The following is a 12,313-nucleotide window of genomic DNA, read 5'->3' on the forward strand; positions in this document are numbered from 1 at the left end:
CGCCCGGAGGACGTTGGAAGTAACTATCCCGTGGCCGGCCATTTGCGAGATTGCGCAAAGCGTTCTAGAGCCTTGGCGTCCATCGGGCGGCCGAGCGCGTAGCCCTGCAGTAGGTCGCAGCCGAGATCTTTCAAGATGCGCGCATGCTCCATCGTCTCGACGCCTTCGGCCACCACCTCGATTCCGAGCGATTTCCCGATTTCGATGATGGATGACACCAAACGCCGTTGCGGCAGCGAGCTGGTGATGGGTGTGATCAGCTGGCGATCGATCTTCAGTCGGCGCGGCTGAAGCTTGAGCAGACTGACGATCGAGGCGTAGCCGGTGCCAAAGTCGTCAATCTCAATGTCGATACCGAGGTCCTTGATGTGCTCGATGTTCCAGGCGACGAGGTCGTCATTCTCATCGAGGAAGATGGACTCGACAAGTTCGAACGAGACCGTGCCTTCGCCGATGTTGAGCTTGCGAAGGCCATCGATCAGGTCCTTGTCCTCAAGCCGGCGTGCCGAGACGTTGACCGAAACGTGTGGAATGTCGAGGTGCTGAAGCTGCCAGCGCTCAAAATCGGCCAACGCCCTTTTGAGGACCGTTCGGTCGATCAGCGCGACGACGTTCAGCTCCTCCGCTACCCTCAAAAAGACGTCAGGGCCCAGGATCCCGCGCGTCGGGTGCTGCCAGCGTGCCAGGGCCTCCACGCCGACAATTTCCAACGTGCCGGCGTCAAACTGCGGCTGGTAGAAAACGATGAATTCGTTGCGCTCGAGGCCACCCAGGATCTCGTCCGCGGTCTGCTTGGTCTCCACGATTTCACTTTGCAGCTCATCATTGAAGAACTCGTAGCGGTTTCGGCCCCGGCTCTTCGCCCGGTAAAGGGCAAGATCGGCGTTGACCAGGAGCTGCCGTGCGTCGAGCCCCTCGCCCGTATTCGTCGCAATGCCGATGCTAACGCCGAACCGGCACTGGTGGCCACGAAAATCGACGGGTTGCCGCATCTCCTCGATGATGCGGTCGGCCAGTGCGGCGAGCTCGGCGTCGTCGCGCCTGGGACAGATGACCACGAACTCGTCGCCGCCAATGCGCGCGACGAAGTCGGCTCGTCCCGCATTGGCCGTGATGACCTTCGAGGCATGCATCAACATGGCGTCACCGGCGGCGTGCCCGAGCGTGTCGTTGATCTGCTTGAAGCGGTCGAGATCCAAATGCAGGAGCGCGGTTCGTTCTCCCGGACGCGTGCTCGTCGCCAGCATGTCGTCGAGATAGCGGCGGTTCGGCAGACCGGTAAGCGAATCGTGGAGCGCCACATGTTCGATGCGCGCCTTGGCCACTTCAAGCTCGGCGTTCCTGAGCTCCGACAACTGCCTTTCTCGCACAAGGTTTTCGTTGAGCACGACGTCGCTTGTCACGTCCCATTCGGCGCCGATCATCCTGGGCGTGTCGTTGCGCTCCTGGAAATAGGTCGCGCGCGTGCGCACATGCCGGATCTCTCCATTCGGATGGACAATCCGATATTGCGAGGAATAGGGTCCCTTCACCGCCGCCGCGGCATCGAAATCCTGCTGCGCCCGTTCGATGTCCTGCGGATGAATCACTGACGCCCAGTCATCATAGCCGCGCGGCTTCCGGTCAGCCGGCTTACCGTATATTTCGTTGACGCGGTCGTCCCACACCAGCTCGTTGGTAGCGATGTTGTGCTCCCAGACACCGATCCCCGACGCATCCAGCGCGAGTTCAAGGCGACCGGATAATCGCCTGAGCTCGGCGAAGTTTTTCTGCCTTTCGCCGAACAGCCGCCCCGCAACGAGAATGGGCAGCACCACAAGCGCACCGGCCAATGCCATGATGGCCCGCAAGGTCCAGGGATTCTTCGCCGATGCGGCCCAGCCCCCTTTGGGGATCGCCGCGATCTGCCAGGACCCGGAGGGCAGATGCACCGTCTCGGTCACTGGGTTGGCGCGCGTTATACTCTCGCCACCGAAGAAGCGATCACCCGTCCCGCCAAGGCCGTCTTTGCCGGTCAGGGCGATCTCGATGTCGAGATCACCGTCAGTAAGACCGCTTGCCTTGTAGAGGCGCTCGACGTCAACGACGACCGAGACGATGCCCCAGAAGCGATCGCCGCCCCCCGCCGTCTTCACGAACACCGGAAAGCGGCCGATGAAGCCCTGCCCTCCTTGCGCCAGGTCGACTGGACCGGCCAGCACGGGCACCCGCAGGTCGCGCGCCCTGAGGGCGGCGGTGCGTTGGGCATCGCTCTTGCGGTAATCGAGGCCGATGGCCTTTTCGTTCCCAGCCATTGGATACATGAGCGAGATAACGAGGTCCGGCGCGCCGGCGATGTTGCGCAGCTGAGATTCCTGCTCGAACAGGTTGCTTGCCAGTGCCGCAAACCTCTGTTGCCCCATATAGGGCTCGGTCACGATCGCCGAAACGAGGCCGCGCGTAAGCTGGAGGTTACCGTTGATGTTGCCTTCCAGCTTGGCCCTTATGATGTTCACCTTGGCCAAGACGTCGGCGCGCGCCAATTGGTCTGAAACGATCCTGTTTTCGCGGTCGGCGAGAATGGCGCAGATCACAAGCACCACAAAAGCGATCGCCGCCGGCAGGTTCGCGAAAGAAAATACCGAGTGTCTCAACCGGCTGAGACTGGATGCAGTGCTGGCCAAGTGACCCAAATACCTTTCCCGGGACTAACCTTCGGCCGATCCTAGTAGAAAGTACTTAAATTTGGTTTTCCATCATGCCGGGCAATTTCAGCATCAGGTGGCGCTCGCGAGGAGGTCACGACCCGGCATTGGGGTCTCAAACAGCGGCACTTTTGAACGCAGCGCTCCGCGACGAGCATCCCCCAACTGCGCGGAACGGCAATTTGATGCGCCTGCAGGTTGGGAGCGGGTCGGCTCCCGGCGCTCTCACTTTCGATATCGCGCCATAATTGCGCTGAGCCAGCTGAAGAGGCTGATTTCCTCGGGTCGCCCCTCCACCTCCTGAATGGCGGTGCGGAGCGTGAGCTCCACCAGATCATCTGCAGTCTCGACGGATTGCGCTCGATACGAGCGGGCGACAAATCTGAGCGCTGCAATCAGGCGTGGATCTGTTGCGTCAGAACATTCATCTGCCGCAACCTGGAGAAATTTTCGGGTATCGGTGGTTTCATCTTGAAGCATAACTTCCATGCCTGTTCTGGGGGGCGAAAGCACCCGAGTCGACCACCAAGCGTTCGCAGGCCGGATTGATCGAGCGACGTATACAAACTAAGCCGGGTATCTGACCGAGCAAACTCAAATGATAAATCAAGGGAGTTGGTATCAATCCGACAATCGAACGGCCGTCGCGATGCACCCACCAGCTCGCGCTCTGGGGCATCACAATAGAGCGAACCATCTACAAATACTGCCAATTTGCCTGGCCTGTTCACTTGGACTTTCTCGCTGCTTTTGCGGCTTATCCGCTTGCACGGATGTTTGGCATCTCTTGAACGGGCCGCCATTGCCGGACCAGCACCAGTCGCCCTCCGCATGTCGCCAGATGTTCTTGGTCGGGGATGACTTGCTGCCGAATAGCGCCGCGAAGATTTGCCGAGGAAATCCATGGCGCGATCCTTCATGCCGAGTGACCCCAGCATGCTCTAAACCTGCCCGTTGTCATGACGTCTCGACCCCGGCCCGCTGTGTTGCATAGCGGCTGGACCATCTCTCCGCAATTTCCAAAAGCAATGAAACAATCGGGCTGAGCCATAGTCCTGATGCCCAGCAAATCACGGCTCGGCAATCGGAGCACTAGGACAGCGCGTCAGCAGCATTTGAAGAGAGAGGCTCAGCCTGAGCAGCTTCTTGTCATTCTCGTCCCGGATTTCAATGGCCAATTGATGCCCGTCGACGTCCTTCAGCGAGTCTCTAGTCAAATCGATCAGACCTGCTAGCGCCTCGCTCCGTGCGGCTTCGATCCCCCCACATTCGACGCCTGTCTCGTCTTTGATGACGGCATCGCTTTCGTAGGTGTCAAAGAAATATCTAGCCATCGAACCCACCTCTACCCTCACAACGTCGTCGCGTTCCTCTGGTGCAGGTAAGCGGTGTCAAAATCTCCTGCTCGAACGAGCCCAGGCCAGTCAACAGCATGAAATCGGGAGCCCTCGGTGACAATCAGTCCGTCGCCTCGAAGATCCTGCAGCGTTCGGTTGACGTGCACGGTGGACAAGCCCAACGCGTCGGCAAGCTCCGCCTGCGTGATCGGAAGCTCCGCCACATGGTCCTCGCCGACGAGATCGGCATCCTCCCGATGGCTCGCGGATTTAGCGACGCCCGGGCCTAGCCGGTCTTCCGCTGCCGCGGAGGATGTCTGCGGCCGTCATTCCCTCGCTCACGGGGAAAGCCTTGGCCTGTTGCCGACGCGTGTCGCCCGGCGCCTTGGCCGAAACGCCCTCTCCTGCCCCGCGAAGATCGCTACGCATGGGCGACGGCCGCTCTCGCGCGATCGACGCCCAGCAGGAAATCGGCCATCGTGTCGGCGACGAGAGCCGGCGCCTCGATCAGGATCGAGTGGCGAAGCCTGGGCAGGATGGCGATTTGTGAACCTTGCACCTGTTCGTGCATCAGCCGCGCCATGCGCGGACTGGCCCCTTGGTCGTCCGCGCCCGTCACGATCAGGGTTTGGCAGGTAATGCGGTCGAGGATGCCGCCGAAATCGGTTTCGGCGAGAACCCGATACGCAGCGACATAGCAGTCACGGTCGTTTTCGGCGTCGCGCCGGCGCAGTTGCGCGATGATCTCAGGGTTCCTGTTCTGAAAATCTTCCGTCAGCCAACGTGACAGCGAGGCAGCGTGATGCGCCGAGGCATCGCTCGCCATCAGCGCCGCCAGCCGGCCGCGCACGGCGTTTCGCTCCTCTGGCGTCCGGCCTGCGACCGTCGACAGCAGCACAAGTTTTTGCAGGCGTTCGGCATGCGTCAACGCGAGGCGTTGCGCGATCAAACCACCCAAGGAAAACCCTGCCAGATTGAAGGTGGTAAACCCGACATGATCGGCCAGCGCCAGCGTCTCACCGACGAAGGCATCGATCTCGTAGCGGCCCTTGACCCGGCTTGAGCGGCCGTGGCCGCGCAAATCGAAGGTAAGGACCGCGAAACGGTCTCTCAGCCGCTCGGCCACGCCATTCCAAGCTTCGAGATACGAGCCGACGCCATGGATGCAGACCAACGGCGCGCCGCCCTCGCCCTCGAGGCGCCAGTTGAGCAGCACGCCTTCGACATCGAGCTGGCCGGAACGTGCCATCCTCACGCCCTCGCCATATGGCGCTTCTTGTCGCGCTCGCGCGCGGCAAAGACCGGCATCACCTCGTCCACCCAAAGCTTGATCGTCTTCTTCTGCAGCTCGAACGGCAGGTTGAACGTCAGGCCGAGGCAATATTGGTCGACGCCCGCCGCCTCATAGTCGAGCAGCTTCTCGATCACCTCGTCCGGCGTGCCGAACATGAGGTTGCGGCGGATGTTTTCGGGATTGTAGTTGTCCTTGCCCTTGACGCTGTCGTAGGGCACGGCTTCGGGAAAGCCGCTGCGCACCGTGCCGATGTTCTGGAACAGGTTCTCAAAGGCGCGGCCATAGTCGATGGCATGCCCGACCGCGACCTCCCAGTCCTGCGCCCGTTCGTAGACGCAGGTGCGACGCTGCATCATCAGGCGCGGCCGCGGCACCTCCGGATGATCGGCGACGGCCTTGCGGAACTTCTCGCCGAGCACGGCGATCTCCGCCGCCGGCGCCGAGAGCGGCGTCGACAGGATCGAGGCGCCGATGCCGACCGCCCAGTCGAATGTGCCCGGGTCTCGAGCGGCCACCCAGATCGGCGGGTGCGGCTTCTGCAGCGGCTTTGGTACGCCGGCGGCCGCAGGGAACTTCCAGTAGTGACCGTCATGGGCATAGTCATCGGCCCACAGCCTCGTCACCGCCGGCACCAGCTCTTTGAGATAAGCGACGCCTTCCTGCTGCGGCATGCCGCCGGCCATGCGGTCGAATTCATACTGATAGGAGCCGCGCGCGATGCCGAATTCCAGCCGTCCGCCGGTCAGGTGGTCGCAAAGCGCGGCCTCGCCGGCCAGCCGGATCGGGCTCCAGTAGGGCGCGACCAGCGTCGAGGTGCCGAGCCGGATCCGTTCGGTGTGCTGGGCAAGCCAGGTCAGCGTCATCAGCGGGTTGGGCGAGATCGTGCATTCGATCGTGTGATGCTCCGCCGTCCATAGCGTTTCGAAACCGCCCTCGTCAGCCATCCGCGCGAGGTCCAGGAGATTGCTCTTCACCCGCTCCATCGGGATATCGGGCGAGAAGCGTTCCATGGTCAGCGATACGGCGAATTTCATGTCGGTCTCCCGGTCGTTGGGTCGGGGTCTTGGTCAGCGAAGGCGGATGACGAACGGGTCCTGCATGGCGCCCGAATAGTCGATGACGACGTTCTTCAGGCGCGAGAACTCCTCCATGGCGTCGAAGCCGCCGCGCCGCCCATAGCCGCTCTCCTTGAAGCCGCCGTTGGCGGACATGAAGGAGGAGGCGCGATAGGTGTTGATCCAGACGGTGCCCGCCTCGACATCGCGGGCGAAGCGCAGTGCGCGGTTGATGTCGCGTGTCCAGATGCCGGAGGCGAGCCCGTAGCGCGTGTCGTTGGCGAGCCGGATCATCTCGTCTTCCGACGAGAACGGGATGACGCCGACGATGGGACCGAACAATTCCTCCTGCATGAACTCCATGCCGTTCTCAGCGCGGGTCATCACCGTCGGCTCGAAATACCAGCCGCCGGCAAGCTCGTCCGCCTGCGGACGCTTGCCGCCGGCCGCGATCCGCGCGCCTTGGCGCACACCGGAAGCGACATAGCCTTCCACTTTGGTGAGCTGTGCCGAGAGCGCGAGGGGGCCGATGTCGGTGTCCTCCAGCATCGGCAGCCCGACCCGCACCCGCCTTGTGCGTTCGACCAGAGCCTCGATGAAAAGCTCATAGACGCTCGCCTCAACGAAACAGCGCGAGCCAGCGACGCAGGTCTGGCCCGCGGCCGCGAAGACACCGGACACAACGCCATTCACGGCATGCTCGATGTCTACGTCGCCGAAGACGACGTGAGGGGACTTGCCGCCAAGCTCCATCGAGCAGGGGATGAGGTTCTGCGCCGCATTGGCTGCAATGCGCCGCCCGGTTCCGGTCGAGCCGGTAAAGACAAATTTGGCGATGCCTGGATGCCTGGTCAGCGCGTCGCCGGCGACAGCGCCGGTGCCGGTTACCACGTTGACGACCCCGGCGGGGAAGCCGGCCTCCATGATCAGTTCAGCCAGCGCCAGCGTCGAGGCCGTGGCATGCTCCGATGGCTTGACGACCACTGTATTGCCGAGCGCCAGGCACGGCGCCAGCGTGCCGGTGAGCAGCATCAGCGGCGAGTTCCACGGCGTGATCATGCCTACGACACCGATCGGCTCGCGCACATTGAAGTTGAGCATGTCGAGCTTGTTGACGGGAATCGTGTCACCGAGCAGCTTGTCGGCCATGCCGGCGAAGTAGGTGTAGCTGTCGGGCATGGCGCGCATCTGCGCCCTCATCTCCTTGAGCAGCTTGCCATTGTCGCGCGTCTCGATCAGCGCCAGCGCGTCGGCGTTGTCGAGGACCAGTTCCGCCAGGCGGCGCACCAGCCTGCCGCGGTCAGTCTGGGTCATGCGCCGCCAGGCCGGATTTGCGAAAGCAGAGCGCGCCGCGTCCACAGCCGCGCCGACATCCTCGGCGCCAGCCTCGGCAAACTGGTACCAGGGCCTGCCGGTGGTCGGGTCGAAACTGTCGATATACTGTCCGCTCCTCGGCGCCGTGAACGCGCCGTTGATGAACAGGTTCTGGCGCGAGCCTTCGAGCGATGCGACCGTCGTTTTCATGTCTGTCCTGCGTGTCTCGTCATTTGGACGCGGCCTGCGTCCACGATTGCGACTGTCCGTCGATCATTGCGACACGGCCGCCGTCACCGCTATCCATGTAGATGCCGAAGCGCTTGTCCTGCCGCTCGCGCGCATAGCGGCGCAGCATGGCGCGCACTTCATGCGTGGCGATCTGCTCGTACGGCAGCATGTCGACTGGAAAGAAGGCGTGACCATCCGGCAGGGCGGCTTCAGCACCCTCGCGGCTCAGCTCGGCACGGTAGATCAGATAGCCGGGGTCGCTGTCGGCGACATCGAAAACCGAATAGAGGAAGGTGTTTTCGGGAACGAGGCTCAGCGCCTCGCCGCCATCTAGGATCAGGTTGCTATCCGCCTTGCGGCGCCGTGCCGTCGGCAACATCCAGCCGCCTCTACCGTCGTTGCGCAAGAGGATGCGATCGCCAGCCTCAACCAGATAGCCGATGATCATGTCTTGCGAGGCCAGCCAACCGGCCGGCAGGGGATCCTTCACGCTGGCGTAGCGGCCGCGGCAAAACCCGAGCGGCGCTGACGGGCTGGTTCCGAAGGCCTGCACCTGACCGATCAGGATGACGTGGTCGCCGGCCTCGACGCGATTGTGAACGGTGCAATCGAACCAAGTCAGGCTGTCGGTGAGGATCGGCGCGCCGGTGTGGGCGCGATCATGGTTCACTGACTGGAACTTGTCCGCAGCTTTCGATGCGAACACCGATGAGACATCGGCCTGTCCCTCATGTAGGAAATTGACCGCAAAGGATTGGCTTTCACTGAAGGCCGGAAAGCTCGCCGCCAATTTGCCAACACAGACCAGTAGTAGCGGCGGATCGAGCGAGACGGAGGTGAAGGAATTGGCCGTCATGCCGCGTGGATTGCCGTCGCTGTCACGCGTGGTGATCACCGTAACCCCGGTCACGAAGGTGCCGAAGGCGCGACGCAAAGCGATCGGGTCGATCATCCTTTGTGCCACCGCGTCCGCCATTATCTTCCTCCACATCGTCGGACGAAGGCTAGGCAGGAGGCGGCACCGGTTCTTCCTCGGATCTGTAGGAAAGAGTTCGCGACTGGCTGCTGCCATCCCGAGCAAGCAGGAGCGCGATAAGCCCGCGCCTGGCGGCGGATAGCGACGGCAATGTCGGGATGGAGTGGTACTAGCGGGTTTCAGGCACGCGGCTGTCGATGATGCCGCTGAGGCGGATCGCCAGCTCGGCCGCGAAACGTTGTTCTGGCGTGTCGAGCTTGATCCCGAACAGCTCTTCCATGCGCGACAGGCGATAGCGCAAGGTGGTGACATGCAGCCCCATCACGTCGGCGCAAGCCTGGCTGCGGCAACCTTCACGCAGAAAGGCAAACAACGTGTCCAGATACGGCGTGCCGTGCTCGCGATCATGCGCGATCAAGGCGCCGACGCTCTTGTCGACGAAGTTGCGCACATCGGGCACATCGGCGGCCGCGACCAGCATCGGCAGCGGACCGAAATCCTGGCCGGCGAAAACGCCGGTGCGCCCAAAAGACCGGCCGATGCGGATCATGCGTCGGGAACGCTCCCAGGCGGTGGGATAATCGGCCAGCAAGGCACAGACCTCGGAAACCAGCACCGCCGGCTCACGGCCGAGATGGCGACCAAACTCCGTGGCGATTGTGTTCGGCAATTTCGCCAGGCGCATGCTCTCCCTGGCATCGCCCGCGACGAGACAGACAAGACCGCCCCCCACGGCGACAACCGTGCCCGCCACGCCTGCCTGTTCCAGAAGGCGGACAAGGGCATGATGGGGATCGGCAAGCCCGCCGCCGTCCTTTGCCGTATCGGCGTAGTCGACGACAATAAGTCTTTGCGGCACGGTCAGGTCGAGCCCCAGCCGCCGTGCCCGGTTGACGATGTCGGCCTCATCGCGCCAGCGGCGTTCCACGACTTCCAGGAAAAGCTCGGTCAGCGATCTGGTCTCGAAACGGAAGCGGACGAAGCTGCGCATCATTTGCACGCTGAGCGCAAATTTGGCGCTGTCGAGCAGCATCTGGTCGAGCTGTCCGGATTGCTGCGGCGTCGGAAAAATCATCAGCGCGCCAACGACTTCGTCGTCGATTGTCAACGGCTCTACGCGCACCGAAAGCTTGAGGCGATGCTTGCCGTCGTCGACGAACAAAGTCTCGTCCTGGCGCGCTTCCGACGCGCCGCGCGCGACCTTGACGATCTGCCGGTTGAGCACGCCGCCAACTGCCTGGCGCCAGGTCGCGGCATCGAAATGCGCTTGGCTCGGCGAGCGACCGGCCACGACCAGATTGGCGTGGAAATCGATGACCACCACGGGGTTGGGCAACAGCTCGCCGACCTTGTCGGCGAGCGAGACCACCGATCCTTCCGACAGCGCCTGCTGCAGAAGCGAGGTATGCGCCTGCAAGGCGCGCTGCAGACGCTCGCCCGCCTGTTTTTCCTGGCGCAGCCGATGCTGTTTCTCCACCGCGATCTCGCCCAGATGCACGATCATGCCGATGAAGGCGATATCCTCGGCACTCACTTCGGTGATCTCGCGCGAGACCACGGTCAGCACCATCGGCCGGCCGTCTTCATCGACACAGCTCATCGGCATGACGAGCACGCTGCGATAGTCGCGTTCGAACGCCTCGCGGCGATAACCCGGAAACTCCTCCGACACCCGCGCATCCCTGATATAGACCGGCTCGTTGCGGTTGAGTGCGACGATCGAAGGACTGGTCGCCAGTTCCCAGCGGTCCGGCAAAGCGCGTTGGATGAGCGTCGGATCATGACGGACGATGACATAGGCGTGGCCATGCGGCGCATCGATGCTCATGATCGAGCCCAGCGTCCATTTGGCATGGCGGCAGGCTGCCAGCACGAGGTCGCGCAGCACGGACTGGAGATCGCCACCCGAATTGATGAGGCTGGCGGCGTCCCGCAAAGAGAGAATTTGCGACTCGTGGTCCACGCCCGGTCTTCCGCCTCGCGAAGGGCCATTTAAGCCGTCGCGGATATACGAACGCTACACCGCTTCCAAGCGGGGTGCACGCCGATTCTTCCTACGAACCGGAGGAATACCAGCTTTCCGGGCCTGATTAGGCTGGGCTTCCACCAACAGGGCCTGAGATCATGGAATTGCGAAAAGTCTGCACCTTCATCGAGGAAGTGCACATTGAAGGCGGCAAGGCGGGCGCTAAGCCTGTAAAGTCGATCGTCGTCGCGGCCGTGCTACGCAATCCATGGGCGGCGCGCGGCTTCGTCGAGAACCTGCGGCCGGAGATTGTCGCCATCGCACCGCGCTTGGGGCATGAGCTCACGCGTCGCCTGCTCGAGCTTATGCCTGCCGATCGCATCGAGAGCTACGGCAAGGCCGCCGCCGTGGGCGTCGCAGGCGAGATCGAACACGCCTCCGCCATGATCCATACGCTGCGGTTCGGCAATGTGTTTCGCGACGCCGTCGGCGGCACGACCTATCTCGAATTCTGCAACACGCGCAACGCCCCAGGCGCGCTGCTGTCGTTGCCGATGATGCACAAGAGCGAGAACGGCCGCCGCTCGCATTTCATCACCGCCAACTTCCAGATCGCGGACGGCCCGGCAGCCGACGAGATCGTCGTGGCCATCGGCGCGGCGGACGGCGGACGTGTTCACCCACGGATTGCGGACCGCTTTCAGGACGTGAAAGAAATGGAGCAGGAAGCAGCGATGTGATCCTTGCGCTGCATCCCTTGCCCTGTGGTCGATGATGTCCGCTTTCGAGAATCGGCGCAGCGGGCCTCAACGGCCGACATGAGGCGCAAAGCTGACCGGCAGATTGGGGGCCGGCAGCGGTCGGTTCGCTTGTGACCAGGGAAGCACGATAGCTGACCTTCAACGTCAGGCCGCGATATCACGCGAAGGCGGAAGCGCGACTGATCGTCGATCGCGTCAGGAACGAGAGCGCCGTCACCGGGCCGACGCAGGGGATGGCCATGAAGTCATGAAGTCGCCGGCATGGTTCGTTGCGGGATGCGGTCGGCAATACTGTCGCCACACCCGCTCGCGACAGCATCGCGTCGATCAGCTCGACCGACAGCGGATCGTTCGCCACAGCCTAGCGCACTGCCTGTTCGACCGCTAAAAGCCGAAGCTACACGGAATTCGCGCAACAAATGCGCTGACTGGGGTCGGCCGCGGCTGTCGAGTTGCATAACTCGGCCGACGGTCTTTTGCGAGACTTACCAAAAAATTGACATGAATTAGTAATGGCTAATGCAGAATACGCTCCTATTTTATCTGGCACTAGGACATGTGCTGAGCGTTCGAGCCGGGTACGTCCGGTTCCGCCTCAATAGGAGGCACAGATGGCCAAGGCACGCTGCCGTTGCTGGATGCAAGCCGAAGACGGCGGCGCCGCAGGGGGGCTCACTCTGGGCATTGGTTGGCTG

At 62.6% G+C, this 12,313-nt stretch carries 11 protein-coding genes; 1 reads left to right on the forward strand and 10 read right to left on the reverse strand.

The annotated features are described in order from the left end of the window. Nucleotides 1-23: 23 nt before the first annotated feature. From FJ936_RS29225 to FJ936_RS29265, 9 genes are all read right to left on the reverse strand, one after another. Nucleotides 24-2,591, reverse strand: a complete 2,568-nt coding sequence (locus FJ936_RS29225) for an EAL domain-containing protein (protein WP_246680606.1) — start codon at nt 2,589-2,591, stop codon at nt 24-26. Nucleotides 2,592-2,909: 318 nt separating this feature from the next. Continuing rightward, nucleotides 2,910-3,173 carry a hypothetical protein gene (locus FJ936_RS29230; protein WP_141907396.1) on the reverse strand — a complete coding sequence of 88 codons (264 nt, stop codon included), beginning with the start codon at nt 3,171-3,173 and terminating at the stop codon, nt 2,910-2,912. A gap of 581 nt (nt 3,174-3,754) precedes the next feature. Next, nucleotides 3,755-4,018 carry a hypothetical protein gene (locus FJ936_RS29235; RefSeq protein WP_140792725.1) on the reverse strand — a complete coding sequence of 88 codons (264 nt, stop codon included), beginning with the start codon at nt 4,016-4,018 and terminating at the stop codon, nt 3,755-3,757. Nucleotides 4,019-4,035: 17 nt separating this feature from the next. After that, nucleotides 4,036-4,245 (reverse strand): helix-turn-helix domain-containing protein, encoded by a 210-nt coding sequence (locus FJ936_RS29240; protein ID WP_246680588.1) that lies wholly within the window; start codon nt 4,243-4,245, stop codon nt 4,036-4,038. Between the two features lie 197 nt (nt 4,246-4,442). Beyond that, entirely contained in the window at nt 4,443-5,270 is an 828-nt protein-coding gene (locus tag FJ936_RS29245) for an alpha/beta hydrolase (RefSeq protein WP_141907397.1), read from the reverse strand. A 2-nt stretch (nt 5,271-5,272) separates the two neighbouring features. Continuing rightward, on the reverse strand, nt 5,273-6,349 hold the full coding sequence (locus tag FJ936_RS29250; RefSeq protein ID WP_141907398.1) for an LLM class flavin-dependent oxidoreductase: 1,077 nt from the start codon (nt 6,347-6,349) through the stop codon (nt 5,273-5,275). 33 nt (nt 6,350-6,382) lie between these two features. Further along, entirely contained in the window at nt 6,383-7,894 is a 1,512-nt protein-coding gene (locus FJ936_RS29255; protein WP_140792752.1) for an aldehyde dehydrogenase, read from the reverse strand. Nucleotides 7,895-7,913: 19 nt separating this feature from the next. After that, a complete protein-coding gene (locus tag FJ936_RS29260; protein ID WP_141907399.1) occupies nt 7,914-8,891 on the reverse strand; it encodes a flavin reductase family protein in 978 nt (325 codons plus the stop codon). 169 nt (nt 8,892-9,060) lie between these two features. Further along, nucleotides 9,061-10,854 carry a helix-turn-helix domain-containing protein gene (locus FJ936_RS29265; RefSeq protein ID WP_141907400.1) on the reverse strand — a complete coding sequence of 598 codons (1,794 nt, stop codon included), beginning with the start codon at nt 10,852-10,854 and terminating at the stop codon, nt 9,061-9,063. 161 nt (nt 10,855-11,015) lie between these two features. Between FJ936_RS29265 and FJ936_RS29270 the strand changes: the two genes are divergently transcribed. Then, complete coding sequence (locus FJ936_RS29270) at nt 11,016-11,597, forward strand: amino acid synthesis family protein (protein ID WP_141907401.1); 582 nt, start codon at nt 11,016-11,018, stop codon at nt 11,595-11,597. A 178-nt stretch (nt 11,598-11,775) separates the two neighbouring features. Here FJ936_RS29270 and FJ936_RS29275 read toward each other — a convergent pair whose 3' ends face one another. Further along, nucleotides 11,776-11,976: a hypothetical protein gene (locus FJ936_RS29275; protein ID WP_141907402.1), complete on the reverse strand. Its 201-nt coding sequence runs from the start codon at nt 11,974-11,976 to the stop codon at nt 11,776-11,778. Between the last annotated feature and the right edge of the window lie 337 nt (nt 11,977-12,313).

The organism is Mesorhizobium sp. B2-4-13, from assembly GCF_006658535.1.
Taxonomy (GTDB): domain Bacteria; phylum Pseudomonadota; class Alphaproteobacteria; order Rhizobiales; family Rhizobiaceae; genus Mesorhizobium; species Mesorhizobium australicum.

What these genes read in the sequence shown, in the direction of transcription:
- FJ936_RS29230 (WP_141907396.1), bottom strand. Translation starts at nt 3,173, where the DNA reads ATGGAAGTTATGCTTCAAGATGAAACCACCGATACCCGAAAATTTCTC.
- FJ936_RS29235 (WP_140792725.1), bottom strand. Translation starts at nt 4,018, where the DNA reads ATGGCTAGATATTTCTTTGACACCTACGAAAGCGATGCCGTCATCAAA.
- FJ936_RS29245 (WP_141907397.1), bottom strand. Translation starts at nt 5,270, where the DNA reads ATGGCACGTTCCGGCCAGCTCGATGTCGAAGGCGTGCTGCTCAACTGG.
- FJ936_RS29250 (WP_141907398.1), bottom strand. Translation starts at nt 6,349, where the DNA reads ATGAAATTCGCCGTATCGCTGACCATGGAACGCTTCTCGCCCGATATC.
- FJ936_RS29255 (WP_140792752.1), bottom strand. Translation starts at nt 7,894, where the DNA reads ATGAAAACGACGGTCGCATCGCTCGAAGGCTCGCGCCAGAACCTGTTC.
- FJ936_RS29260 (WP_141907399.1), bottom strand. Translation starts at nt 8,891, where the DNA reads ATGGCGGACGCGGTGGCACAAAGGATGATCGACCCGATCGCTTTGCGT.
- FJ936_RS29270 (WP_141907401.1), top strand. Translation starts at nt 11,016, where the DNA reads ATGGAATTGCGAAAAGTCTGCACCTTCATCGAGGAAGTGCACATTGAA.